Genomic DNA, 25,380 nt, shown 5'->3' on the forward strand with positions numbered 1-25,380 from the left:
ACGCGGCCGACTGTCACAGCGTTGCTCATATGAGCGGAGACGAGAGCATATGAGCAGCGCGGAGCTCATTTAAGTTGTGACTGGTGTCACGGGTCAAGGTGGGATGCAATAATGAGCGAAAGGATGCTCATATGAGCAACATCTCTGGAGGCTGTCGATGAAACCCGCGTTCCGACCGGCGGAGCTGATCCGCGCCACAGCGATCGCGCGCAGGTACTACATCGGCGGAGAGTCCAAGATCCGCATCGCGGAGGACTTCGCGATCAGCCGGTTCAAGGTCGCGCGCATCCTCGACGACGCCCGGGCCGCGGGCATCGTGCGCATCGAGATCGCCGAGCCCACGGAGGTCGACACCGACCTCTCCCACCAGCTGCGGACCGCCTACGGGCTGCACCAGGCGATCGCGGTCGTCAACCCCGGCGAGGGCGGCGCCATGCACCGCGGACTGGGCCGGATCGCGGCCGAGTACCTCACCGAGATCCTGGAGGAGGACGACACCCTCGGCCTGGCCTGCTCGCGCACCCTCAACGCGATGACGCTGGCCCTGGACGAGCTGCCCCGGTGCACGGTCGTGCAGCTGACCGGTGTGCTCCCCGGCGGCGTGGAGGAGAACTCGGTGGAGCTGGTCCGGCGGGTGGCCAGCCTGGCCCGCGGCCCGGCCTACCCCATCTACGCCCCGCTCGTGGTCTCCGACCCCGGCACCGCCGACGCCCTGCGCGCCCAGCCACAGGTGGCCGGAGCCATGCAGCGCTACGGGGAGCTGGACAAGGCCGTCGTCGCCATCGGATCCTGGTCCCCGACCCTGTCCCTGGTCCGGGACGCCCTCTCCCCCGCCGAGGGCGCCGCCCTCGAACGCGAGGGCGTGCAGGCCGAGGTGTGCGCCCGGACCGTGGACGTCCACGGCACACCGACCGCACCGGAGCTGACCTCGCGGATCATCGCCATCACCCTGGAACAGCTGCGCGACGTGCCCGAGGTCGTCGCGGTCGCCGGGGGCGCGGGCAAGGCGCAGGCGATCCACTCCGTCCTCAAGACCGGCGTGGTGTCCTCACTGGTCACCGACACCACGACCGCGCGCACGCTCATCGAGGCGGCGGGCGGACCGGGAGGCTCCGTAGGCTGACCCGCGGGCGCGGCGGGGCCGCGCGCGCCCCGCGCCCGCGGGCCGGGCCCGCGCCCCCGGCCCGCCGTCCGCCACGACCCCGCACCGAACCGTCACTCTCCGAACTGCCACACTCCGAAGCACCCACCCCCTCACCCTCACGGAGCCGACATGGCACTGGTCGCCGGAATCGACAGCTCGACCCAGTCCTGCAAGATCGTGGTCTGCGACGCGGACAGCGGAGCGGTGGTGCGCGAGGCTCGCGCGCCGCACCCCGACGGAACCGAGGTCCATCCCCGCGAGTGGTGGACCGCTCTGGAGGAGGCCTCCTCCGGCCTGCTCGACGACGTGGCGGCGGTCGCCGTCGCCGGACAGCAGCACGGCATGGTCACCGTGGACGGGGACGGCGACGTCGTCCGTCCCGCGCTGCTGTGGAACGACACCCGCTCGGCGGGGGCCGTGCGCGACCTGATCGAGGAGCTGGGCGGGCCCGCGGCCTGGGTGAAGGCCGTGGACAACGTGCCCAACGCCAGCCTGACCGTCAGCAAGCTGCGCTGGCTGGCCGAGCACGAGCCGGAGAACGCCGCCCGCGCGACCGGGGTGATGCTCCCCCACGACTGGCTGACCTGGCGGTTGGCGGGCGGCGGGGCGGGCGGGGCACGGGACGCGGTCCTGCCCGTCACCGACAGGGGCGACGCCTCGGGCACCGGGTACTGGTCGCCGACCGAGGAGTCCTACCGGACCGACCTGCTGGTCAGGGCGTTCGGGCGTGAGCTGGAGGTGCCCCGGGTGGCCGGGCCGGCCGAGGTCGTGGGGCACACGCCGTCGGGCGCGGTGATCGCCCCCGGGACCGGCGACAACATGGGCGCCGCCCTGGGGCTGGGCCTGCGTCCGGGCGACGCCGTGGTGTCCCTGGGGACCAGCGGGACGGTGTTCGCGGCGAGCGAGGGGCCGAGCCAGGACCCCGACGGGATCATCTGCGGGTTCGCCGACGCGACCGGGCGGTTCCTGCCGCTGGTGTGCACGCTGAACGCGGCGCGGGTCCTCGGCGCGACCGCCGGGATGCTCGGCGTGGACCTGGCCGGGCTGGACGCGCTCGCGCTGGCCGCCGAGCCGGGGGCGGAGGGGCTCGTGCTGCTGCCCTACCTGGACGGCGAGCGCACGCCGGTGCTGCCCGACGCGGCCGGCTCGCTGCACGGGCTGCGGCGGGCCAACATGCGGCCGGAGAACATCGCGCGGGCGGCCGTGGAGGGCATGCTGTGCGGCCTGGCCGACGGCCTGTCCGCCATGACCGGTACCGGTGTCCCGGTGGGCAGGGTCCTGCTCGTGGGCGGGGCCGCCCGGTCGGCCGCCGTGCGCGCGGTGGCGTCGACCGTCCTGGGGGTCCCGGTGGCGGTGCCCCCGCCCGCCGAGTACGTCGCGGTCGGTGCCGCGCGGCAGGCGGCCTGGGCGCTGGCGGGGACGGCCGAGCCGCCGGTCTGGGACCTCGGCGAGGGTGACGCGGTCGCGCCCGTGGACGCGCCGCAGGTGCGGCGCAACTACGCGGAGGCGCGCAAGTCCCTCCACGGGGTCTGACCGGGCGATCCGGGGCGCCCGGACGGACGGGCGGGCGGCGGCCGGGTGCGGGATCGGCCGTTCGGCTCCCGGCCCCGTGGCGGGCCGGGCTCCGGGCCCGCGTGCCTCGAACCGGGTCCCGGCCGCCCCGCGGCAACGCGGGCCGGACGCCGGGTCAGGCGCTCCTGGGCGGCTCGGCGGTGGCGGTGGTCAGTGCCGCCCACACCAGCGGGGTCGCGGCAGGGTCTCCCCCGATACGCCAGCGGTCCAGCAGGGAGCGCTGCCAGTCCGCGAGCGCCCGCACGGGGTCGGGGGCGTCGTGGGCGGCGTCCACGGCGGCCACCAGGGCGGAGAGGGGGCGCTGGTCCGCGGGGACCTCCCCGAAGCGGTGCAGGGCGAGGTTGGTGGGCAGCACCCACCGCGCGGAGGTGACCAGGTCCGCACCGTTGCGCAGCATCGCCGAGGCCAGCCCGAAGGACTCGGTGAAGCGGGTGTCCGCGCCGCTCTCGCAGGCGATGAGCGCCACCCGGGGCGGTGACGGCCAGACCTCCGCCCCGGCGCGGCCGTCGGCGGTGCCCGTGAGCAGGTCCTTGGCGGAGAGCGGCCGGTGGGATCGGACGACCTCGGCGCGGCCCTCGGTCCCCCGGCCGCAGCACAGGTGCAGGCGGGCGTCCTCGCTCTGGCCGCCCTCGACGGGGGCGGACGTGACGTGGCCGACGTAGAGCAGGCGCCGGGCGCCGCCGCGCAGGGCGCGACCCAGCCAGTCCCGGTCCAGGTCGGTGCGGCGCAGGGCCTCCTCGGGGGCGGTGACCGCGGGAAGCATGTCGCCCGCGTCCCGGTGTGCGCGGACCAGGTCCAGCAGGTCGGGGTCGGTGCCCGGGCGGCCCAGGACCGAGCCGAGCGGGGAGTCGGCGCGGAAGCCCGGCACCCGGGGGTCGAGGACGAGGACGGCGGGGGCGGGGGCCTCCGCTGGGGACGGCGCCGGTTCCGGTGTCGGGGCCTGTGTCGGGTCCGGGGCCTGTGCTCCCAGCGCGAGCGGTGCGGCCAGCACGACGTCGGCCAGGTCGAGCAACCGCTGGTCCCCGTCCACGGCCAGGAGTTCCCAGGGCACCTGCCCGGTGCGCGGGGACGGCTGCACCCGCACCAGAGGGCGGACGCCGGTCCCCTCCCCCACCTGGCGGATCTGCTCGGTGAGCTGGGGCGGCCACAGGACCGAGGCCAGCCGCGCGGCGAGGTCCCGCTCCCGCGAGGGGTCGGTCATGGCGCCGCCCGCGACGGCTTCGGCGACGTCCTCACCGGAGCCGGGCAGCGCGGCGGCGAGTTCGGCCGTCACCGCGTCCGCGTCACCGCCCGGCGCGTATCCGGTGCCGAAGCCCTGGGCCCCGAGCGTCCAGCGCCAGGTCATGAAGAGGTCTCCGGCGTCCGCGAGCCGGACCAGCACGGTCGGCGCCGGGGACGGGAACGAGGGGGACGGGCCTGCGGTGGCGACGACCGTCAGGGCCGAGGTCACCCGGAGCCTGTACCGCGCCTCGGCCTCGTCGACGTACTCCCGGAGGGCGGTGCGGTCGGTGCCCTCCCCCATCAGGACCCGGGGCGGCAGGGCGACCCTGAGCCCGTCGGCGCCCTGTGCCTCCCCGCCTCCGTGGCTCCCCGCCGCGAGGGCGGCGTCCGGTTCGGGTCCTCCCGCGCGGGAGGACCCGGGCGGCCGTGCGGGGGCCGGGGGGCCCAGGGGGCTCCTGGCGGCCGGTCCGGGGAAGGGCCCCTCCGACTCGGGCACGGGGGCCAGGGTCGCCCCCGCGCAGCGGAACTCGACCAACTCGAACAGGAGCCCCTGGTCCTGGCGCAGCAGGGCCAGCTCGAAGACGAGCCGGACGGCGCTCCGGGAGAGCGCCGACCACTGGTCGCGGGCGTGCCCGGTGGCGAAGCCGGTCCGCATCGCCTCCAGGGCGAGTGCCGCCGGGAGCACCAGGGCCAGCGCGGAGTCCAGGGCCTCGCGTTCGTGCCCCTCGAAGCGGCCCGCCCTCAGCAGTCCGGTGACCGCGCGGGCGACGAGGAAGTCGGTCTGGGCGCACCGTTCGTAGGCGCCCATCTCCTCGAAGACGGCTCGGGCGCGCTCGCACATGTCCTTCATGGCCAGGTGGTCACCGGCGTCGAACGCGTGCCGGGCGGAGACGACGAGGCTGTCCGCCGCGGCCAGGCGCACCCCCAGGCCCTCGAAGCGGGACAGCGACGAGGCGGCCAGTGCGCGGGCCGCGTCCGCGGACCCCCTGGCCTGGGCGATCAGCGACCGGGCCTGCTCGCAGACGGCCAGGGAGACGTGGTCCCCCTGGCGTTCGAGGGCGACGGAGGCCTGGTGGTAGAGGCGTTCGGCCTCGTCGAGGTCGCCCCGGCGCACGGCCGCGAACCCCCGGTGGCCGGTGAGGAACGCCGGTTCGGCGTCGGAGCGCTCCAGGACGCGGAAGTGCTCGCCGGCGCGGTCGAGGTGGTCCTCGGCCTGGTCGGGTCGGCCGGTGCTCGCCAGGACGAGGCCCAGGGACGTGAGCAGGTAGGGGACCGTGCTGATGCCGTCGGGTGCGGCGGCGAGTGCCGCGGTGAGGAGTTCCTCCGCCGCTCCCCAGTCGCCGCGGTCCATGAGGAGCCGCGCCCGGGCTCCGGCGAGTTCGGCCCGTCGGGTGCCGTCGTCGGACGGCTCCTCCGCGCGGCGCTCCCCCTCGTCCAGCAGCGCCGCGGCGGTGTCGTGGTCGCCCGCCCTGCGGGCGGCCTCGGCGCGTTCCATGAGGGCCTTGAGCAGGGTGGCCAGCCACACGGGCCGGCCCCGGGGGCCGGTGGCGTGCGCCTCCGTTCCGCGCAGGAGGACGAGTGCCCGGTCCAGGGCGGGGACGCCGTCGCCCGGGGCTCCCCTCCCGGAGCGGGTCATGCCGATGTCCGTCAGCAGCATCCCCTGGAGGAAGCGCGCGTCGGGGCTGTCCTGGAGGTGTTCGGCACGCGTGAGGAGTTCCTGGAGGACTCCCTCCGCGGCGGCGAGGTCCCCCTGCCGGAGGAGGGCCTCACAGCGGGCCAGCCCCGCGTCGAAGGGTTCACCGAAGCCGATCAGAAGTCCTCCTCGATGTGGGCCGCGACGACCTCGGCGAGGAAGGGCGCGGGGTCCGGGCCGGCGCCGTCGGGGGCGCCGGGGCCTTCGCTGCGGACGGCCCCGTTCGAACCGTGTCCGGAACCGGGCGGGGCGGCTGCGGCCAGGCGGCGACGGGCCAGCGCGCGCAGCCCCTCCCGGGTCCGGCGGGCGGCGTCCGGGTGCTGGGGTCCCGGGTCGAACCCGGGCAGGACCACCTGGACGTCCAGGGCCGGCGCGGCCGTGTCCGGCAGCGCGGTGTCCACGACTCCGGTCCAGGTGTCCGCCGTGCGCTCGCACCGGGCGCGCGCGGGTGCGGCTCCGTCTGCGCCGACCTCGGCGACCGGCCGCACGCCCGGGGCCGGTCGGGCGGCCCCCGCCACCGCGCTCACCCGGACGGCGCGCCGGGAGCCGTGGGCGAACGCGGTCCAGGTGACGGCCTCCTCGGAGGCGTCCACGAACCCGGGCGGGTGACGGCACCAGTCGTTGGTCCCCGTACCGCGTGCGATCAGCCTGGCTCCCGGCGGCAGGCCTGCGACGCCGCCGGCGGCGGCGAGGGCGTGGGAGTCGGGCAGGGCCCTTGGCCAGTGGGGGGCGATGACGCCCGCTCGGGCGGCCGTCCCCGGAGGCGGGGCGTAGGGGTCGGCGGGGGCGCGGACGCCTTCGGGGGCGGCCGGCGCGGCGAGTTCGTCCAGGTCGTCGCCGTCGAGCCCCGCGTCGTCGGCCACGGCGCGCACCGCCGCGAGCACGTCGGCGACGGCGTACGGGTCGGCTCGCCACCAGCCGATCAGCGGGGCGATCCCCGCGCGGTGTTCGAGGACCAGCTCGGCGGCCGGGTCCCGGTCGGCGTCCCACACCTGCTGGCAGCGGTGGGTGAGCGCCGCCAGCTCCAGTCCGAGCAGGTCCGCGTCGAGCGCGGGAATCCCGTCCAGGTGGGAGGCGGGCCACCACCGGGCCGCCCAGTGGCCCGTGGCCAACCGGTGCAGGTCGTGCGCGAGCGCGCCCGGATCGGCGGAGGTGCGCAGCGTGCGCGCCCGTCCGGTCGCGCAGGCGTCCACGGCGCGCGCCACCCCGGCCCCGTACACGGCCCACAGCCACGTCTGGGCGTCGGACACCGAGTCCACGAACGCGTCCGGGAGGACGGCGCCCCCGGAGGTTCCCGGACGCACGGCACCGGTTCCGTCGGAGCCCCGTCCGGTGATGTCGGGCCACGTGAGCAGCGCACCGGCCGCGTCGAGGACGGATCGGCCGAACGCGGGGGCGCGGCCCCGTCCCTCGACGGTCACGCTCACCCCGCCCTCCTCCGCCCGCACCTCGATCCCGGTCATGCCGCGCTCCCGGAGGTGGTGTCGGTCAGGGTCCGCAGTGCCGCGCGCACGCGGGCCCGGTGGTCCATGAGCACGGAGTAGGCGACGCCGTCGAGCAGGGACCACAGCTCGGCGGGGCCGCCGATCCCTGCGGCGTGGACGTCGCGGCCGTGCAGGCGCGCCCACAGGCGGCGGGTGTAGGCGACCCAAGGGGTACGCAGGGAGCGGCCGAGGCCGGCGAGCAGGTCCTCCCCGGACAAGGGTGGCGCCGGTGTCCGGGTCTCCGTCGCCCCGTCGTCCGGCACGGTCCCTGGTCCCGGAAGCGCCGCGGCCGACGGGCCCGGGGCCGGGGTGCCGTCGGCCTGTGGGCTCCCTCCGGCCTGCGGGAGCCCGCCCGGGAGGCCGGCGCCGAGCGGACCGGAGGGCGCGTCCGCCGCGCTCCGGGGGGCGGGGGGCGAGACGGTCATGCGCCGGGCGCGGGCCACGGAGGACTCGCGGCGCCAGCGGCGGTCGATGGCGCGGTGCGCCCGGGTGGGCCCCGGGTCGGTCCCGAGCGGGTCGAGTCCCGCGGCGAGCCGCCCCCCGACCAGGAGTGCCACGCGCAGCGACTCGTCGGACAGGCCGAGCGGGGAGCAGCTGCGCGCGGTCTCGGCGGCGACCAGTTCCGGGACCGGGGGCAGGTCGGGGTGTCCGGGCGCCCGTAGGACGGTGAAGACCCTCTCGTAGAGGGTGCGGTCCAGGGGCGCGGGAAGGGCCGCGGTGGACGCGGTGCTCCCCACTCCGGGGCGCGCAGGCACGGGACCGGCGCTCAACCCGAGGTGGGAGGGTGCGCCTTCCGCGCCCCAGGCGGCGACGGAACCGGACACCCACAGCGCCGCCCCCAGTCGCGAGCCGTGGAGGTCGCGGACCAGCGCGGCCAGTGCCTTCTCCGCGGTGCCGGGGTCGGCGGCCCCTCCGGCGTTCCGGCGGCCCGTCTCCCCCGCGCCGTGTGTCCGCGCGGAGGGGGCGCCGCGGTCGGAGTCGCGGCGGTCGGAGGCCGGGCCGCCTGGGGCCGCGCAGCCCTCCAGGACGGCGTCGGCGAGGGCCAGCGCGTCCGTGTGCGGGACGGCGCCCGGGAGGGCGGGGACGGCGCGTTCCTCCCAGGCCCGGGACAGGGCCTCGTCGGCGGCCCGCGCCCTCACGGGGTCGCGCAGGTGGGCCTTGAGGGCGGCCACGGTGCGTCCGTCGCCCCGTGCGGCCAGCTCCAGGACCACCTGCCGCGCGGTCCCCTCCGCTGCCGGGGGTTCTGGGGCGCCGTGTTCGGCGGCGAGTTCGTAGCAGCGCTGGAAGTACAGGTCCTGCGGGTTCCCGCCGACCACCCGTAGGGCCCGGCGGACCCGCTTGAGCAGTGTGAACCAGCGGGCGGCGGCGGCCAGGCGCGTCCCGTCCGCGCGCAGGAGCCCTGCGGCCAGGTCGGCGGCCTCGGCGGTGAGCAGGTCCCCGGCCAGCTCCGGCCGCAGGACCGGGCGCAGGACGAGCGGCAGCACGAGGAGTTTGACGGCGCGGGTGAGCGGGGCGCCGCCGGGACCGCTGAGCGGTTCGAGTCCGGGGCCGAGCTCTCGCCAGGCCCGGTCGACGACCTGGGACCGGGGCTGGAGCGCCCCGAGGGGAATCGCTGGCACAGGACGAGGTTACCGGGACGCCGCCACCGGCCCGCGGCCGGTCCGAACCTGGGATCGGTAGGCCCTACCGGCCGGATTGGCTGGGTGTGAGCGAAGGTCGAGAACGTGAGAGGGAGACATCCATGGTCAGGACAGTGGTGCGGTCGGTGGTCCTCACGGAGGCGCTCGTGGCGGCCGGTCTGGTCGGCTGGTACCTGTGGGCGGGGGTGAGCGCGTCCCCCGACGCGTTCGTCAGCCCCTGGTCGGAGAACGTGTGGGCGCCCGTCGTGGCGCTGGTCATGATGGCCACCACGCTGCCTCTGCTGGGGGCGGCGTCCGTGCTCGGCGGACTCGGGGGCGGGCTGGGCGCGAAGGAGATGGCGGGCGCGCCCGTCGCGATCGGGACCGTCACCGGGGTGGTCCGCACCGGAGTCAGCGTCAACGACCAGCCGCAGTTGGCGATCAGCATGGACGTCGAGACCCCGGAGGGGCGCCGGTTCACCGCGGTCGCCAAGCAGGTCGTCGACATCACCCAGTTGGCCGACCTGGTCCCGGGCACGGTGCTGCCGGTCCGCTATCTGCACGACCGGCCCGGCGTGGTCGCCCTGGACCGCGGGGACGATCCGGCCCTGGTCCAGGCCGCCTACAACGCGGTCATGGTGCGGGCGGGCCTGACGACCGAGCGCAACCTGGACATCGCGGCGCGCGGGACGCGGGCGCAGGGGGTCGTCTCCTCGGTGCGGCCGACCGGGCACCTGCTCGACGGCAATCCGGAGATGGAGATCGGCCTGGGGGTGACCCGTCCGGACGGGTCCGTCTTCCACACGTCGGTCGTGAAGGTCCTGCCCGCCTCGTCGGTCGTGAGCGTGCAGGTGGGGCGGGTCCTGACCGTGTACTACCTGCCCGAGCGGGAGGACGAGGTCGTCCTGCAGACCGCCGCCAACCCCGGGGCCCGGTGAGGCGGTCCGGGCGGCCGTCCGCGGGTGTGCCCGCCCCCTCCGCGGGCCGGTCCGGGCACGCCCGGACGGCAGGTGCGCACCGGAGCGGGCCCTCCCCGCGGTCGGGGCCGGTACGAGCGCACCGGGACGCGGCGGTGGCCCGTCGGCCGACTCTGCCCTAACCTGTCCGCGGCACCACAACACCCGACGGAACACGGTGAGCATGAACGACGCACAGCTTCGACCGCTCGGCCGCACCGACCTGCGCGTATCCCCCCTGTGCCTGGGCGGGAACGTCTTCGGCTGGACCGCGGACGAGGACACCTCCTTCCAGGTCCTCGACGCGTTCGTCGCCGGAGGCGGCGCCTTCGTCGACACCGCCGACTCCTACTCGATGTGGGCCGAGGGCAACCACGGCGGCGAGTCCGAGAGGATCATCGGCCGCTGGCTGGCGGCCCGCGGCCGTCCCGACGACCTGGTCCTGGCGACCAAGGTAAGCAAGCACCCGGAGTTCCAGGGCCTGTCCGCCGCCAACGTCCACGCCGCCGCGGACGCCTCGCGCGCACGGCTCGGCGTGGAGGCGATCGACCTCTACTACGCCCACTTCGACGACCCGGACACCCCGCTCGCCGAGAGCGCGCGGGCGTTCTCCGAGCTGGTGGACGACGGCCGGATCCGGTACATCGGCCTGTCCAACCACAGCCCCGCGCGCATCCGCGAGTGGATGGACATCTGCGCCGACCAGGGGTTGCACGCCCCGGTGTGCGTGCAACCGCACTACAACCTGATGGAGCGCGGGATCGAGGACGACCTGGTGCCGCTGGCCCTGGAGCGCGGCCTGGCCCTGCTGCCCTACTTCGGGCTGGCCCGCGGCTTCCTCACCGGCAAGTACCGGACGGGCGGCCCGGAGGTGGACAGCCCTCGCTCGGGTGCGGCCCGCGCCTACCTGGACGATCCGCGCAGCGCGCTGGTCCTGAGCGCCCTGGACGCGGTCGCCGCCCGCAACGGCGTCTCCCCGGCCTCGGTCGCGCTGTCGTGGCTGTCGGACCGGCCCGCCGTGGTGTCGGTGCTGGCCAGTGCCCGCACCACCGACCAGCTCACCGACCTGTTGGCGGTCAACCAGTTGCGGTTGGACGAGGAGTCGACCGACCTGCTGTCCGAGGACTCCGACCCCGGGCGCGCCCGGGTCTCGTGAGCCCCGGTCCCGTGGGCCCGGGTCCGGACGGCCGCGGTGCTCGGCTCCCCGCCGGGGACGGTCTCCCCGTCCCCGGCCTCAGGCTGCGTCGGCCAGGAGCTCATGGACCAGACCGGCCACCCTGTCGACCTCGACGAGGAACCCGTCGTGCCCGTACGGGGAGTCGATCACCCGCGCCCTCCCGGGGACGGGCAGGTGCCGGGCGATGAACTCCTGCTGTTCCAGCGGGTACAGGTGGTCGCTGCTCACCCCGGCCACGACGGTGCGTTCGGGCAGGCGGCGCAGCGCGTTCGCGACGCCTCCCCGCCCGCGGCCCACGTCGTGGCCGTTCATCGCCTCGGTCAGGAGCACGTAGCTGGCGGGGTCGAACCGGCGCGCCAGCTTCCAGGCCTGGTGGTCGAGGTAGGACTCGACCGCGAAACGGCCGCCCCCGGCCGGGTCCTCCCCGTCCTGCGGCGCACGCCCGAACCGGGCGTCCAGCTCGCCCGCGCCCCGGTAGGTGACGTGGGCGATCCGCCGTGCCACCCCGAGCCCGGCGGCGGGCGCGCGGCCGGTGCCGTGGTAGTCGCCGCCGCGCCAGTCCGGGTCCGAGCGCACGGCGTGCAGCTGGGGCGCAGCCCAGGCGATCTGCCAGGCGGAGGTGACCGCGGGGCAGGACAGGACGAGGGCCCGGCGCACCCGGTCGGGGAAGGTCACCGCCCATTCCAGCGCGCGCATCCCTCCCATGGATCCGCCGACCACCGCCGCCCAGGAGTCGATGCCCAGGGCGTCGGCCAGCGCCACCTCGGCGCGCACCGTGTCGCGCAGGGTGATCCGGGGGAACCGGCTCCCCCACGCCCGCACGCCGGGTCCCGCCGCTCCCGGCGGGCGGCGGGGCACGGCGCCTTCGGCGGGCGAGGAGGGGCCGGTGCTTCCCTGGCAGCCGCCCAGCACGTTGGGGGCGACCACGAAGTAGCGGTCGGTGTCCAGGGCCAGGCCGGGGCCGACCATGCCCTCCCACCAGCCGGGGGAGGCGTGCCCGGGCCCCGCCGGCCCGGCGGCGTGCGAGTCCCCGGTGAGGGCGTGCAGCACCAGGATCCCGTTGGTGCCGTGCGCGTTGGGCCGCCCCCAGGTCTCGTAGGCGATGCGGACCCCGGGCAGGGACTCCCCCGACTCCAGGAGCAGGGGCGCGTCGAGCGCGACCCATCTCCGCCCCCCGGCGGGGTCGCCGTCCCGCCACCCTCCGGCGGCGGGACGGCTGGGCGCCTCGGTCACTGGTGGGCCTTGGCCGCCCGGAAGCCCAGCTCCAGATCGGCCTTGAGGTCGTCCACGTGCTCCAGGCCGACCGCGAGCCGGACCAGGCCCGGGGTGACCCCGGCCGCGGCCTGCTCCTCGGCGGCGAGCTGGCTGTGCGTGGTGCTGGCGGGGTGCACGATGAGGCTGCGCACGTCGCCGATGTTGACCAGCTGGCTGAAGAGTTCGGTCCCGTCCACGAAGGCCCGGCCCGCGTCGACGCCCCCGCGCAGGTCGAACGAGACGACCGCGCCCGCACCCCGGGGCAGGTACGTCCGGGCCTGCTCGTGGAAGGGGCTGGACGGCAGGCCCGCGTAGTAGACCGTCTCGACCTCGTCGCGCGCCTCCAGCCACTCGGCGAGGGCTTGGGCGTTGGCGACGTGGCGCTCGATCCGCAGGGAGAGCGTCTCGATCCCCTGGAGGATGAGGAAGCTGTTGAGCGGCGCGATGGCGGCTCCGGTGTCGCGCAGCACCTGGACGCGGAGCTTGGCGGCGTACGCGCCGGGGCCGAGTGCCTCCCAGTAGCGGAGCCCGTGGTAGCTGGGGTCGGGTTCCACGAAGCCGGGGAAGCGGTCGCCGTGGGCGCCGAAGTCGAAGGTTCCGGCGTCCACGACCGCGCCCGCGACGGTGGTGCCGTGGCCGCCGAGGTACTTGGTGGCGGAGTGGACGACGATGTCCGCGCCGTGCTCGATGGGCCTCAGCAGGTAGGGCGTGGGCACTGTGTTGTCCACGACCAGGGGGACCCCGGTCGCGTGGGCGGTGTCGGCGACCAGGCGCACGTCCAGGACGTTGCCGCCGGGGTTGGCGAGGGTCTCGGCGAAGTACAGCTTGGTCTCGGGCCGGGTGGCGTCCCTCCAGGCCCGGGCGTCGTCCTGGTCCTCCACGAAGCTCACCTGGACGCCGAGCTTGGGCAGTGTGTGGTGGAAGAGGTTGTAGGTGCCGCCGTAGAGGAGGGCGCTGGAGACGATGTGGTCGCCCGCGCCGACGAGGTTGAGGACGGCGCCGGTGACGGCGGCCGAACCGGACGCGAAGGCGACGGCCGCGGCCCCGCCCTCCAGGGCGGCGATGCGCTGCTCCAGCACGTCCTGCGTGGGGTTGCCGATGCGCGTGTAGATGTTGCCGGGCTCGGCGAGGCTGAACAGGTCGGCACCGTGCTGGGTGTCGCGGAAGGTGTAGGAGGTCGTCTGGTAGATGGGCGTGGCGCGGGCGTTGGTGGCGGGATCGGGCACGGCCCCGGCGTGGATCTGCTGGGTCTCGAAGGACCAGGCCTGCTCGGGGGCGGTCTCAGCGGTCATGTGCACCTCTGCCTTTAATCCAGATCGGAAAAGTAGGGAATGGGTGGAGGCTAGCACCCGTTCCTGCTCAGACACCAGCGATTCCCGAAATCCCCCGCCCGCACCGCCGCCCTGCCTCCGCACCCCGACCGGGGGCGGGGCGTCCCGTCACCCCCGCGCGCCCGCGGACAGTCGCCCTCGCCCCGACCCACGGATCGGCACGGCATGGGCCACCTCGCGCGAGCACCCCCGGGCCCTTTCCGCCGACCACCCGCGAGGCCCCCGACCATGCCCGACGGGCTCACGGGGACTGCGCGCCCGCGACCCGGGCGGACGACAGCACTCCGACCGTGGACCCCACGGAACCCGACCGCGGACAGGGAGCCCGGCAGGGACTCCGCGACCACCGGGCGCCTCGTTCCGGAGGTGACGCACGAGCCCGCCGGGCTCCGGGCCCCTACGGGAGCGGGCGGGCGCCGCGCAGCAACTGTTCGACCGCGGTCTCCACGAGCGCGTCGAGCAGTTCCGGTCTGACGAAGTTGCCGTTGATCATCGAGGCGATGCCCTGGAGGGTCGCGAACAGGACGATGCCGATCCGCTCGGGGTCGCCCGCCTGGAGTGCGCCCTCGTCCTGCCCCTGGGTGATCAGCTCGGACATCAGCCCGAACGGCGCTTCGGCCGCCTTGGCGATCCCCGTCGCACCAGGCCGGTGCTTGCTGGCGTACATCAGCTCCAGGAGCGCGGCGTTCTCGGTGGCGAAGCGGGTGTAGGCGGTCATGGTGGCCTTGACGCGCGAGGGGAAGTCCTCGTCCACGTCGGCCAGGGCGGAGCGCAGTGCCGCGTCCAGCTGGGCGAAGCCGGACTCGGCGAGCGCGTCGAGCAGCGCCTGGCGGTCCGGGAAGTGCCGGCGCGGAGCGGCGTGGCTGACGCCGACCTCCCTGGCGAGGTCGCGCAGCGACAGCTCGTCCGCGCCGCGTTCGCGCAGGACGCGCTCGGCAGCGTCGAGCAGGGCAGCTCGAAGGTTTCCGTGGTGGTAGGGCCGCTCTTCGGTCACGTCTGACATGGGTCCCCACGGTACCAGACCATGTTTTCGACGCCTACTTTGTTGCTGTTGACTACTTTGTTTGCGCTGACTACTTTGTAGCCCATGACAACATTTACCGCTTCGGACATCCCCTCCATGACCGGTCGCACGGTCGTCGTCACCGGTGCGAACAGCGGGATCGGCCGGGCAGCAGCCCGCAGCCTCGCAGCCAGGGGCGCGCGCGTGGTGCTCGCCGTGCGCAGCGTCGAGAAGGGGCGGGAGGCCGCCGCCGAGATGACCGGTGACGTCGAGGTCCGGCAGCTCGACCTCGCCGACCTCTCCTCGGTCCGCGCGTTCGCCGCGGACCTCACCGAGCCCGTCGACATCCTGATCAACAACGCGGGCGTCATGTTCCCGCCGCCCACCCGCACCGCCGACGGCTTCGAGCTGCAGTTCGGGACCAACCACCTGGGGCACTTCGCACTCACGAACCTGCTCCTGCCGCGGATCCGGGAACGGGTCGTCACCGTCTCGTCCAACGGCCACAAGGCGGGGTCGATCGACTTCGACGACCTCAACTGGGAGCGCAGGCCGTACCGGGCGATGGGCGCGTACGCGCAGTCCAAGCTCGCCAACCTGCTGTTCACCTCGGAGCTCCAGCGGCGCCTCACCCAGGCCGGCTCACCGGTGATCGCGACCGCCGCGCACCCCGGCGTGGCCGCCACGAACCTGGTGAGGTTCGACGGTCGGCAACGCGTGCGCCGCCTGATTCAGAGGGCGGTCGCCCTTCTGGCTCAGACCGACGACGCCGGCGCACTGCCGACCCTGTACGCGACCGTGGCGAGGATTCCGGGCGACAGCTACGCGGGCCCGAGCGGCTTCCTGGAGGGGCGCGGTGCGCCGAAGCTGGTCGGCCGCTCGGCGAGGGCGCAGGACACCGAGGTGGCGCGACGCCTGTGGGAGGTCTCCGAAGGCCTGACGGGAGTCGCGTTCCCCCGGCACTCCCTCCGATCCGCCTGATCCGGCACGCCCCGGCCGCACACAGAACCGGTCCCGCCCAACATCCTCGGGCGGGACCGGTTCACTACACCGCTACGAGGCGACGCGTACCGCAGCCAGTAGCGCCGTCCACTCAGAAGCCTCGGTCGACAGGTACCCCAGATCCCGGTTCCGGGTGTCACGAAGATGAGTGGTAGGTCCTTCCGCGACCTCCACGCAATCCCCGCCATTACCACCGCTATAGCTGGACTTGTGCCAGGTCATGCCGCATATTCCTTTCTCATCTCACGGATGCGATACAGCGACTCGACCGGAGCGAGCGCGTCTGCCCGCATCGCCCCGAAGAGCGCACTCATCCGGGACACGTCCTGTGCCTCGCTGCGAGCGACCTCCCCGAGCGCATGCTCGACAAACACCACAGTTTGGGCGTTCGAGAGCGACATGATCCGGAACGGCGGGCACATCCCCGGGTGAGTCATCCGCATCGAGATCGAACGCACCCCACGCCGCCTCGAACTCCGCGTCACCGACAACGGACCCCGCTCCCGCAACAACGTCCGACAACCAGCCTGACAACGACACAGACAACAACGGAGAAACACCGTGCCCACCGGACCCCGGCCCCACCTGCCCGATGCCACCGCCCTGCTCACCCCCGGCGAGGTCTCCCGCCTCTTCCGCGTCGACCCCACAACCATCACCCGCTGGGAGAGGAACGGCCACCTCACACCTCGATCAAAACCCTGGGCGGCCACCGCCGATACCCCCAGACCCGGATCATCACCCTCCTGCACACCCACCCCGACCACCACCTCGTCCACGCACTGGAAGAAGCCCGCACCCTGGCCACCGACACCGGAGCCCACACCACAGCCACCCGCATCACAGGACTCATCGACACCCTGCGCACCCGACAACACAACCCCTGACGCGCATGAGTCCGGCACCGGCCCCTCCCGTCACGGCCACCGCCACCGCCGCCGCCGGGGATACCCCCAGCGGTCGGCCGCACCGGCCGCGGCGGGAGCCCGGCCCACCCCTGGGAGCCCGAGAAGCGGACCGCCGACGCGCGGCTCAGCCCACCAGCAGTGTCTCCATGCCTCCTCACCTGCGGCAATCACACATCGTGTTTCAGGAGTGACGCACGGGGTTTCGGTCCGCGACCAGCGCAGTTGAGGTCCCCGCGGAGGTCCCGCTCCGCATGAGCACCACACCGGCCGGGTACCGGCGGACCATGACTCTCTGCTCTGAGTGCGGCGCCCCAGCCGCCCGAGTTCACCACACCCCCAGGTACTCGGCGCTGTCCGGGCCCTGGCCGGTCGAGTTCCCGACCGTCCGCACCCGGTACGAGCCGTGCGGCCACGAGGTGCTGAGCGCCGACGCGGCCTCCGGGGAGGACACCGTCGAGGCGCGCGCCGCCCGGGAGCTCACCGACGGCCTCGGGCCGATCGCGAAGGTCGGCGTCCCCGCGCTCGACCACCTGGTGCCGGACGGCATGCGGATCATGCGATGGGGCGCGGGCTTCGTGCGCGGAGGGTCGGACCTGGAGTCGGACCGGCTCCGCGCGGTGGCGTCCGCGTACGAGGACGAGGACGACCTTCCGGACCTGATCCTGTGGATGACCCCGGAGGAGGCCCACGCGGTGGGGTTCAGCCCGCCACCGGAATCGGTGGAGTGCCTGGTGCGGGTGTCGTGGGGACCCGAGTCCGCGTTCTGAGCCGCCGCCCCGCGGCTCGGAGCTCCGCACACGAGGAGAGGCCCGTGCGACGTCGCGCCGCACGGGCCCCGGTGGTTCTCAGTCGCGGGGCGGACTGCCCACGGCGTCCGGTCGCGCGTCGTTCCCGGCGGCGCGCTTCACGGGTTCCCCCGATCCCCGGCCGCACGGGGCGCGCGACGCGTCGGCCCATCGCCCCCCCGGGGCGAACACCGACCCCACGCCTTCAGGCCGTGGCGGGACCGTGGTCGCGCACCACGGCCTCCTGCACCCTCCGGTCGGCGTCGAGGGCCCGACAGACCTGTTCCAGCATGGAGCCCAACTCCGTCAGTCCCGTGCGGACCAGGGCGCGCGCCTCGGAGGTCACCGCGAGCGTGATCCGCTCCTCGTCGGCTTCGCACTCCCTCAGGTGCAGCTGGGCGGACGCGACTCTCCCGGCGTCCCGGGCGTCGAAAGCCCCGACCAGCTCCCTCCGGGCGCGGGCGACCCGGACCCGGGCCTCCTGCTGGTCGGCGTCGAGGTCGGTGAGACGCGCCTGGTGCACTGTGCGCTCCGCGAAGATCACGGCGCTGGCCTCGTAGACCGCGCGCCACAGCGACTGGGCGGTGGCGTGGAGTTCCCTCACATGGGGTTCAGTCTGACGGATGCTCATGTCCTTCTTCCGTGGCCTCAGGCGAGTGGGGGGATGCGGGGTTACTCCGTTCCCGGAGGGAGGAGACGGTTGCTGCGCGACCGAGGGGCCGAGGGCGGTGGCAGGTCCGCGACCATGCCTCCGCACGTGACCTTTTGAACACGCAGCGTGACCAGCATATTACCAACCGGAGTGGCTCGCACGTCATCCTCACCCCGGTCCCGGCCCACCGACCTGACCAAGGACACCCATCCTGACCTCGGTGAACCGTACCGTCGGTGTGGCGGCCCGGGTCAGTCCAGCGGGCGGCACCCGGCGCCCGTGGCGTCCGCGCGGTCGGCCGAGGGCGTGATCTCCTCGCAGGCGTACATCGCGCCGTCCTCCTCGGAGTGCATCTCCCCCGGACCGGGCTCCCCGTTGCTCTCGCAGTCCAGGCCCGAGGCCACGGTGCTCTGCTCGTCGAACAGGATCTGCGCGCAGGTGTGGATGGCCGCGGCGCGGGCGGGCACGGCCAGGACGGCACCGCACAGCAGAGCCGAGACGGTCAGCGTGGTGACGGCGATTCGACGCATGACTACCTTCCGCACTTGACAGTGACTCCGGGTGTTGGAATCTGTCCGAGGCGGAGGGTCCTAAACAACCGGGAACTCCAGGTCCGATCCCCCGGAACGCCGCTCGGGCGCCACTCCGGGGCGACCCGTACCGGTACGTGACGGTTCGGGCAGGTTCGGGACGGCAGGGCGGGCGAGGGGCCGGTCCGGCTGCACCGACCCCTCGCCCGCGGCTACTTGGGCCAGTAGAAGACGTCCGAGGTCGCCGACGTGACGGACGCGTCGGTGTCGCCGTGCTGGATCAGCCGCACCCGCACCCGCCGGCCCTTCGCCAGGCTGCCCTTCCACGTGTAGGTGAAGTGGCCGTTCCCCCCGGCATGCACGGGGCTGTCGACGGGCCGGTTGCGCGCGTACTCCCACCCGCCCGCGCCGTCGGGCCCGTACTCGGTGGCGCGGATCTGCACCTCGGCCCCGTCGGACAGGCCGGCGATGGTCACCCCGACGGAGAAGTCGTAGAGGGCCCCGTCCTTCTCGTTGACACCGACGAGGCTGTACAGGCTGCCGGTGGCCTCGCCCCCTCGGTCGGCGTCCACCACGGAGGTGAACTCCAGCGACGTCCACTCGCCGGGCTTGAGGGTCTGCGCCTTCTTCTTCTCGAACCGACGGTGTCGTGGCATGTCGTCTTCCTTTACGGAGAGGGAGGGGAGCAGGGCGGTTCCGCGGACGTGTCGTCCTCCACGGGTGCGCGGGAGCCCTCCCCGGGGCCGGGAGGAGGGAGGGGGCGTCGGGCCGCCCGCCGCGAGGGAGGTGTGGCGTGTCCGGTGGGCCGCCGGGGTTCTCGGGCGGCGCTGGGCCGCGCGCAGACGGGGAACGAGGGGGCCTTCGGCCGGGTGGCCGGGGTCACGGACGGGGTAGTGGGAGGGGGTGCCGCCGGGCGGCCCTGGTCCATCACGAGCACTGCCCTACAGTACGTACCCGCGCGAGCACGCAACGAACGCGCATTCGTCCCGGGGCAGGGCGAACCCGGACCGGGCACCCGCCCCCGGGGGGCGCGGCAGCAGGCCCCCTGCACGGCAGAAGGCCCCGACCGGGGGCGGTCGGAGCCTCGAAGGTTGCGGCAGGGATCCGGGGCGCGGGCGAACCGCGCGCCCCGGGAGCCCCCGCCGGTTCAGCCGAAGGGCGTCGCGGGCGCGGCGGGCACGTCCACCGGAAGGGCGAACACCGCGCCGTCGCCGGGACCCGGGTGCGTGAGCCCCACGGTCGCAGAGGTGATCATGAGGGTGGGTTCGCGCTCCCCGACCACGCACACGCTGGTGGGCTGGGCGGCGGGCACGTCCACCACCCGGTCCAGCGTCCCGTCGGGCGCGTAGCGGTGCACGCACCCCGCCCCCCAGACCGCGACCCACAGGTGCCCTTCGGCGTCGACCTGCATGCCGTCCGGGCTGCCCCCGTCGACGCGGGCCAGCACGGTCCGCTCCCCCGGCATCCCCTCGGCGTCCAGCGCATAGGCGTCGATGCGCCCCTGTGCGCTGTCGGCCAGGTACATCACGGAGCCGTCCGGGGCGAAGGCGGGGCCGTTGGGAACGGTGTAGCCGTCCAGGACGCGCGTGACCCCTCCGTCGGGGTCGGCCCGGTAGAGCGATCCGGCGCCGGGGGTGTTGTCGTAGGCCATCGACCCGGCCCAGAACCGTCCCCGGGGGTCGCAGCAGCCGTCGTTCATGCGCATCGGCGTGGCCGCGCCGTCCTCGGGGCGGCCCAGCCACTCGACGGCGGCGGCCCCTCCCCCGGTCACCGTCAGCAGCGCCACGCCGGTGCCCGCGGCGGCCACGAGCGCGCCGTCCCGGTGCCGGACGGGGGCGACCGCGCCCAGGGGGACGTCGAGGGAGGCGAGTTCGTGGGCCGGGCCCGGCCCACGGGGGTCCAGCCTCAGCAGGCGGCCGCGGAGGATGTCCACCATGAGCAGGTCGCCGCCGACCCAGCGCGCCCCCTCGCCGAGCTCGAAGCGGTCGTCGCTCCAGATCCTGATCGCCGGTTCCATCGGCACTCCTACCATTCCGCGAATGATCCGTCCTCGTGGCTCCACACCGGCGGGCGCCACCGGTGCCCCACCCGGTCCGCGCGGCGCACCGCGTCCTCGTCCACCTCCACGCCGAGCCCGGGGGCGTCCGTGCGGTGGATGTTCCCGTCGGGGAAGGCGAACACCCCGGTGTCCACGACGTAGTCGAGCAGTTCGGCGTCCTTGTTGTAGTGGATGCCGATGCTCTGTTCCTGGATGAGGAAGTTGGGGGTGGCGAAGGCGACCTGGAGGCTCGCGGCCAGGGCGATCGGGCCCAGCGGGCAGTGCGGCGCCAGCACCGCGTCGAAGGTCTCGGCCAGGGAGGCGATGCGCCGCACCTCGGAGATGCCCCCGGCGTGGGACAGGTCCGGCTGGGCCACCGCGATCCCGGCCTGGAGCGCGGGCAGGAAGTCGGTCCGCCCGTACAGGCGCTCGCCCGTGGCGATCGGCACCGGGCTGCACCGGACGATGTCCGGGAGCAGGTGCCCGTACTCGGGCAGGAGCGGCTCCTCCGCGAACATGGGGCGCAGCGGCTCCAGCAGCGGCAGCACCCTGCGGGCGGTGGCCGCGTTGAACCGGCCGTGGAAGTCCACGGCCACGTCGCGGTCGGGGCCCAGGACGTCGCGCACCTGGGCTAGGCGGTCCACGATCTCGTCGATCTCGCGCACGGTGGCGGAGCGGCCCATGACACCGGAGGCGTTCATCTTCACGGCGGTGAGCCCGGACTCCACCCGGGCGGAGACCGCGTCGGCCAGTTCGGCCGGGTCGTCTCCCCCGACCCAGCCGTACACGCGCACCCGGTCGCGGACCGGGCCGCCCAGGAGCTGGTGGACGGGGACCCCGAGGCGCTTGCCCGCGATGTCCCACAGGGCCTGGTCGAGCCCGGCGACGGCGCTGGACAGCACGGGGCCGCCACGGTAGAACGCGGCCTTGGTCAGGCGCTGCCAGTGGTGCTCGATGGGGGTGGGGTCCTCCCCCAGGAGGAGGTCGGACAGCTCCCCCACGGCGGCGCGCACCGTCTCGGCCCGGCCCTCCACCACCGGCTCGCCCCAGCCCACGATCCCGTCGTCGGTCTCGACGCGGCACAGCAGCCACCGGGGCGGGACGAGGAACGTCTCGATGCGGGTGATCCTCACTGCGGTTTCTCCAGATCGTCGTCGTGTGCGCCTTCTCCGGTGGCGCGGAGAAGGTCCTCCCTGGCCTGGTCGAGCAGGGTGCGCATGGCGTGCTCGGCCGCGACCGGGTCGCCCGCCGCGACCGCCTCGGTGACGGCGGCGTGGCTGGGCACAGGGTCCTTGTGGGCCCCTCCGTGCACCAGGCGGTCCCGTTCGGAGAGCCCGGCCGCGAAGAAGACGTCCGTGCGGGTGTACAGCTCGTTGCGGGTGGCGGAGAGCAGGGCCCGGTGCCAGCGCAGGTCGGCCTCGGCAGCGGCCTCCGGGGTGGCCTCGCCGGACTCGGCCATGTCCGCCACGGCCGCGCGCAGCGCCGCGACGTCGGCCTCGGTCCCGCGCAGGGCTGCCAGGCGGGCGGCGGCCGGTTCGAGGGCCTCCCGGAGCTCGGCCAGGTTGCGGAAGAACACGTCCCCGGCGCCCGCCGCTATCTGCCACCTGACCACGTCGGGGTCGAGCAGGTTCCAGTCCCCGCGCGGGCGCACGAACGTCCCCTTGCGCTGCCGGGAGCCGACCAGCCCCTTGGCGGCCAGGACCTTGATCGCCTCGCGGATCGCGGTGAGGCTGAGGTCGAGTTCGTCGCTGAGGGCGGCCAGGTCGATGGTCTCGCCCTCGGCGATCCGGCCGGAGAGCACGCGCTCCCCCAGCAACCGCACCGTCTGGCCGTGTACTCCGCGCCCCGAGTAGGCCGCCATCAGTCCCTCCCCTTCCCGTGCGTCACGACGACGCCTTGTAGATACTCCACCCTCCGTCGACCGGCAGGCTCACCCCGGTGACGTAGGAGGCCTCCGCGGAGGCGAGGAAGGAGATGGCGGAGGCGACCTCCGCGGGGTCGCCGAACCGCCGGGCGGCGGTCTGCGCGACGCTGTCGCGGCGGTCCTCCTCCGACACCTCGTCCCAGGCGGAGGTGAGGATGGGGCCGGGCAGGACGCAGTTCACGCGCACGCTCGGGCCGTACTCGACGGCGAGCTGCCTGGTCAGGGCGGTGAGACCGCCCTTGGTGGTGGCGTAGGCGGGGCGTCCGGGGAGCCCGAACCACGCGTGCACGGACGACGTGAGGACGACGCTGCCCCGCTGGGCGGTGAGGTCGTCCAGGCAGGCGCGCATCCCCAGGAACGCACCGGTGAGGTTGACCGACAGCTGCCGCTCCCAGGAGGCGATCGACGTCTCGTGGGCCGGGGCGACCTCGACGGTGTACGCGTTGGACACCAGGATCCCCACCGGGCCGAACCCGGAGCGGGCCGTGTCCACCAGTCGCGCCCAGTCGTCCTCGTCGGACACGTCGGCCCGGACCGCGACGGCCCGGCCCCCCTCCGCGCGCACGCGCTCGGCCGCCTCCTCCACGCGGGGCGAGAGGTCGGCCAGCACCACCGAGGCGCCCTCGGCGGCCAGGCGGCGGGCGGTGGCCTCGCCGATGCCCTGGGCCGCTCCGGTGACCACGGCGGTGACCCCGTCGTGCCTGCTGTCTGTCATGTCACTCCTGGTCCGGGTGGTGGTCGTGTGTCCGCGTGCGGTCGGCGGACACGGGTGCGCCGGGGCCGGATCCCGGCCCGGCGTCCTGGCGCGGCGGGGCGCCCCCGTCGGGTGTTCCCTCCCGCAGGGCCGTGAAGACCGCGGAGGGCTGCGGGTTCCCGCCCTCCGCGGGGCCCGTGCCGGACGGCTGCGCCCAGTAGCCCTCCGGCGTCACGTCGACGACGGGGCCGGTGGTCGTGCCGAAGCCGAACTCGACCGTGAGGGCGGTGCTCCCGCCCGGGTCGAGCACGGTGAGCGGGCCCAGCGCCTCGCACTCGACGACCCTGTCGACGGGGCACAGCCCGCCCAGGTGCTCCAGCGGGTGTTCGACGGGGTACTCCAGCCACACCTGGACGCGCGATCCCCCGTCGGGGTAGGCGGCGCCCCCGTCCACGGCGAAGCGCTGGGTGAGGGTGCCGGCGGCGCCCACGTTGGCCAGCCAGCCCGAGGCCGTGGGAAACCCGACCTTGCCGACGACGTCCTGCGCGGGTACCCGCACCACCGAGGGCGTGTGCTCGACGGTGGCGGGGTTGGCGTCGCCCGCGACCAGGGGAACGGTGTGCGGACCGGTGCCGCTCACACCGACGTAGACCCCGTGGCCGCCGGTGTCCGCGCCTCGGCCGTCGCCGCCGGACTCCCCGCCCGGTCCCGTCCCACGGCCGGCGGCGGGCCGGCCGGTGCCGTGCCCGCCCTCGATCTGCGTGACGTTCCACAGGGCCCACTCGCGCGGGACGCCGGAGGTGTTGACGGCCTCCAGGTCCAGCCGGTAGCCGGAGGCGCCCGGTTCCAGGGTCAGGCGACGCACCAGGCGGAGCCCGGAGCGCTGGTCGTCCGCGCTGTTCATGGTGAGGGTGGCGGAGCCGTCGGCGGCCGTGGCGGTCTCGGCGGCGTAGGCCCCCGAGTCCAGGACCGGGTCGGGCGGGCCCGCCCACTGGTCGGGTCCGTCCCACCCCTGGGGTGCGGGCCACGTCTTGTCGCCGCCCACGTTGTGCCACGCGCTCATCGGACCGCCGACCGGACCGAGCACGACGCCCGCGACCGGCTGGAGGTCCTCCCCCAGCAGGCGCGGGTTGCGGTACAGGTGCTCGCGCCCCAGGTGGCGGACAGAGAGGATCCGCCCGCCCAGGGCGGGGGCTGCGGTCACCCTCAGCACCCCGTTGTCGAGGACGACGAGCTCGTGCGCCCCCGAGGTGTCGCGCTCGACCGTGACCGCCCCGGTCACCGGTCGTCCCCGTCCACGAGGACGACCTTGCCCCGGCTGCCGCCCGCGGCGAGCCGGTAGGCGTCGTCGGCGTCGGCGAGCGTGAAGCGGTCGGACACCACGCGCTCGGGGCTCAGCCCCCAGCGGACCAGGTTCTGGGACAGCTCCGCCATGGCGGGCAGGGAGGTCACCCAGGACGCGTACAGGGTGAGCTGCTTGTGCAGGAGGGTGTCGGACACCTCCGTCTCCAGGGTCCCGCCCTCGCCCACCAGGGACACGCGGCCCCACTCGGCGGCGTTCTCCAGCGCCAGGGATCGGCCGGGGCGCGAACCCGAGCAGTCGATGACGGTGGCCGCCCCGCGTCCGGCGGTGACCCGGCCGACCGTCTCGGCGGCCTCCTCCGGCGAGGCCAGGGCGTCGAAGACGCCGAGGGTGCCGGCCCAGTCGCGGCGCACCTGGGAGGGTTCGACGCCGATGACGCGGGCGGCGCCCATGCCCCGGCCGATCATGCCCGCGGCCAGGCCCACGGGCCCCAGGCCCACGACGAGCAGGTCGCCGTCGCCGTTGACCGCGATCCGGCGCAGCCCCTCGTAGGCGGTGCCGAACCCGCAGGCGATGAGGGCGCCGTCCACGAAGGACAGCTCGTCGGGCAGGGGCACGCAGGTGGACTCGTCGGCGAGCAGGTACCGGGCGTGGCCGCCGTCGCGCTGCCACCCGTAGGCCGCGCGGGAGGGGTCGGTGCAGCTGATCATGAACCCGCGGCGGCAGTTGTCGCAGAGCCCGCAGCCCGCGATGTGGTAGACGATGACCCGGTCCCCGGCGCCGAAGCGGCGGCACCCGGGGCCTGCCTGCACGACGGTGCCGGACGGCTCGTGGCCGGCGACGACGCCGCGGTAGGCGGGGCCGTCGACGCCCCGGTGGGTCTTGTGCTCGTGGTAGATGAACCCGATGTCGCTGCCGCAGATGCCGGAGGCGCCGACCCGGAGCAGGACCTGCCCGGGGCCGGGTTCGGGTACGGGCAGGGTGTCGACCACGGCGGTGGAGTCGCCGGGCAGGCGGACCCCGGGCATGGTGGCCGGGAGCGGTTCTGTGGTCGCGTTCATGGGTGTCCCCCGTTTCTTCGTGCGGACGG

23 protein-coding genes are annotated in these 25,380 nt (G+C 74.8%); 6 read left to right on the forward strand and 17 right to left on the reverse strand.

Annotation, left to right across the window (positions count from 1 at the left end):
* Positions 1-157: 157 nt before the first annotated feature.
* Together Q8791_RS12405 and xylB are read left to right on the forward strand one after the other, a co-directional pair.
* Positions 158-1,123 carry a sugar-binding transcriptional regulator gene (locus Q8791_RS12405; protein WP_330091810.1) on the forward strand — a complete coding sequence of 322 codons (966 nt, stop codon included), beginning with the start codon at positions 158-160 and terminating at the stop codon, positions 1,121-1,123.
* Positions 1,124-1,273: 150 nt separating this feature from the next.
* Positions 1,274-2,677, forward strand: coding sequence for a xylulokinase (xylB, locus tag Q8791_RS12410; RefSeq protein ID WP_330091811.1), 1,404 nt, complete (start codon positions 1,274-1,276; stop codon positions 2,675-2,677).
* 154 nt (positions 2,678-2,831) lie between these two features.
* On the opposite strand, the gene Q8791_RS12415 is transcribed toward xylB, so the two are convergent.
* From Q8791_RS12415 to Q8791_RS12425, 3 genes are all read right to left on the reverse strand, one after another.
* Complete coding sequence (locus Q8791_RS12415; protein ID WP_330091812.1) at positions 2,832-5,594, reverse strand: tetratricopeptide repeat protein; 2,763 nt, start codon at positions 5,592-5,594, stop codon at positions 2,832-2,834.
* Positions 5,595-5,746: 152 nt separating this feature from the next.
* Positions 5,747-7,093 (reverse strand): hypothetical protein, encoded by a 1,347-nt coding sequence (locus Q8791_RS12420; protein ID WP_330091813.1) that lies wholly within the window; start codon positions 7,091-7,093, stop codon positions 5,747-5,749.
* A complete protein-coding gene (locus Q8791_RS12425) occupies positions 7,090-8,733 on the reverse strand; it encodes a hypothetical protein (RefSeq protein ID WP_330091814.1) in 1,644 nt (547 codons plus the stop codon). The genes Q8791_RS12420 and Q8791_RS12425 overlap by 4 nt, the downstream gene beginning before the upstream one ends.
* A gap of 122 nt (positions 8,734-8,855) precedes the next feature.
* Between Q8791_RS12425 and Q8791_RS12430 the strand changes: the two genes are divergently transcribed.
* Together Q8791_RS12430 and Q8791_RS12435 are read left to right on the forward strand one after the other, a co-directional pair.
* On the forward strand, positions 8,856-9,671 hold the full coding sequence (locus Q8791_RS12430) for a hypothetical protein (protein ID WP_330091815.1): 816 nt from the start codon (positions 8,856-8,858) through the stop codon (positions 9,669-9,671).
* Positions 9,672-9,873: 202 nt separating this feature from the next.
* Complete coding sequence (locus Q8791_RS12435; protein ID WP_330091816.1) at positions 9,874-10,845, forward strand: aldo/keto reductase; 972 nt, start codon at positions 9,874-9,876, stop codon at positions 10,843-10,845.
* Between the two features lie 78 nt (positions 10,846-10,923).
* Here Q8791_RS12435 and metX read toward each other — a convergent pair whose 3' ends face one another.
* The 3 genes from metX to Q8791_RS12450 form a co-directional block, all read right to left on the reverse strand.
* Positions 10,924-12,099 (reverse strand): homoserine O-acetyltransferase MetX, encoded by a 1,176-nt coding sequence (gene metX / locus Q8791_RS12440; protein ID WP_330091817.1) that lies wholly within the window; start codon positions 12,097-12,099, stop codon positions 10,924-10,926.
* Positions 12,096-13,412, reverse strand: a complete 1,317-nt coding sequence (locus Q8791_RS12445) for a bifunctional o-acetylhomoserine/o-acetylserine sulfhydrylase (protein WP_330091818.1) — start codon at positions 13,410-13,412, stop codon at positions 12,096-12,098. Before Q8791_RS12445 ends, metX begins: the two co-directional genes overlap by 4 nt.
* Positions 13,413-13,848: 436 nt before the next feature.
* Complete coding sequence (locus tag Q8791_RS12450; protein ID WP_330091819.1) at positions 13,849-14,454, reverse strand: TetR/AcrR family transcriptional regulator; 606 nt, start codon at positions 14,452-14,454, stop codon at positions 13,849-13,851.
* An 84-nt stretch (positions 14,455-14,538) separates the two neighbouring features.
* Between Q8791_RS12450 and Q8791_RS12455 the strand changes: the two genes are divergently transcribed.
* Complete coding sequence (locus Q8791_RS12455; protein ID WP_330091820.1) at positions 14,539-15,435, forward strand: oxidoreductase; 897 nt, start codon at positions 14,539-14,541, stop codon at positions 15,433-15,435.
* Positions 15,436-15,507: 72 nt separating this feature from the next.
* Here Q8791_RS12455 and Q8791_RS12460 read toward each other — a convergent pair whose 3' ends face one another.
* Both Q8791_RS12460 and Q8791_RS12465 read right to left on the reverse strand, forming a co-directional pair.
* The gene (locus Q8791_RS12460; RefSeq protein ID WP_330091821.1) at positions 15,508-15,678 is read right to left on the reverse strand and encodes a DUF397 domain-containing protein; all 171 of its coding nucleotides are present in this window, start codon (positions 15,676-15,678) and stop codon (positions 15,508-15,510) included.
* On the reverse strand, positions 15,675-15,914 hold the full coding sequence (locus tag Q8791_RS12465) for a Scr1 family TA system antitoxin-like transcriptional regulator (RefSeq protein WP_330091822.1): 240 nt from the start codon (positions 15,912-15,914) through the stop codon (positions 15,675-15,677). The genes Q8791_RS12460 and Q8791_RS12465 overlap by 4 nt, the downstream gene beginning before the upstream one ends.
* Positions 15,915-16,615: 701 nt before the next feature.
* Between Q8791_RS12465 and Q8791_RS12475 the strand changes: the two genes are divergently transcribed.
* On the forward strand, positions 16,616-17,131 hold the full coding sequence (locus Q8791_RS12475) for a hypothetical protein (RefSeq protein WP_330091823.1): 516 nt from the start codon (positions 16,616-16,618) through the stop codon (positions 17,129-17,131).
* A gap of 223 nt (positions 17,132-17,354) precedes the next feature.
* On the opposite strand, the gene Q8791_RS12480 is transcribed toward Q8791_RS12475, so the two are convergent.
* The 9 genes from Q8791_RS12480 to Q8791_RS12520 all read right to left on the reverse strand — a co-directional run bounded on the left by Q8791_RS12480 (position 17,355) and on the right by Q8791_RS12520 (position 25,351).
* Complete coding sequence (locus Q8791_RS12480) at positions 17,355-17,780, reverse strand: hypothetical protein (protein WP_330091824.1); 426 nt, start codon at positions 17,778-17,780, stop codon at positions 17,355-17,357.
* 272 nt (positions 17,781-18,052) lie between these two features.
* The gene (locus tag Q8791_RS12485) at positions 18,053-18,331 is read right to left on the reverse strand and encodes a hypothetical protein (protein ID WP_330091825.1); all 279 of its coding nucleotides are present in this window, start codon (positions 18,329-18,331) and stop codon (positions 18,053-18,055) included.
* Positions 18,332-18,543: 212 nt separating this feature from the next.
* Positions 18,544-18,987 carry a hypothetical protein gene (locus Q8791_RS12490; protein ID WP_330091826.1) on the reverse strand — a complete coding sequence of 148 codons (444 nt, stop codon included), beginning with the start codon at positions 18,985-18,987 and terminating at the stop codon, positions 18,544-18,546.
* A 491-nt stretch (positions 18,988-19,478) separates the two neighbouring features.
* A complete protein-coding gene (locus tag Q8791_RS12495) occupies positions 19,479-20,348 on the reverse strand; it encodes an SMP-30/gluconolactonase/LRE family protein (RefSeq protein ID WP_330091827.1) in 870 nt (289 codons plus the stop codon).
* An 8-nt stretch (positions 20,349-20,356) separates the two neighbouring features.
* Positions 20,357-21,502 (reverse strand): galactonate dehydratase, encoded by a 1,146-nt coding sequence (dgoD, locus tag Q8791_RS12500; protein WP_330091828.1) that lies wholly within the window; start codon positions 21,500-21,502, stop codon positions 20,357-20,359.
* Positions 21,499-22,230, reverse strand: a complete 732-nt coding sequence (locus Q8791_RS12505) for a FadR/GntR family transcriptional regulator (protein WP_330091829.1) — start codon at positions 22,228-22,230, stop codon at positions 21,499-21,501. Before Q8791_RS12505 ends, dgoD begins: the two co-directional genes overlap by 4 nt.
* Positions 22,231-22,252: 22 nt before the next feature.
* On the reverse strand, positions 22,253-23,008 hold the full coding sequence (locus Q8791_RS12510) for an SDR family NAD(P)-dependent oxidoreductase (RefSeq protein WP_330091830.1): 756 nt from the start codon (positions 23,006-23,008) through the stop codon (positions 22,253-22,255).
* A 1-nt stretch (position 23,009) separates the two neighbouring features.
* A complete protein-coding gene (locus Q8791_RS12515) occupies positions 23,010-24,269 on the reverse strand; it encodes a hypothetical protein (RefSeq protein WP_330091831.1) in 1,260 nt (419 codons plus the stop codon).
* Positions 24,266-25,351: a zinc-dependent alcohol dehydrogenase family protein gene (locus tag Q8791_RS12520; RefSeq protein ID WP_330091832.1), complete on the reverse strand. Its 1,086-nt coding sequence runs from the start codon at positions 25,349-25,351 to the stop codon at positions 24,266-24,268. Before Q8791_RS12520 ends, Q8791_RS12515 begins: the two co-directional genes overlap by 4 nt.
* Positions 25,352-25,380 lie beyond the last annotated feature (29 nt).

The sequence above is a fragment of the Nocardiopsis codii genome, assembly GCF_036327455.1.
In the GTDB taxonomy this organism is placed as follows: Bacteria; Actinomycetota; Actinomycetes; order Streptosporangiales; family Streptosporangiaceae; genus Nocardiopsis; species Nocardiopsis codii.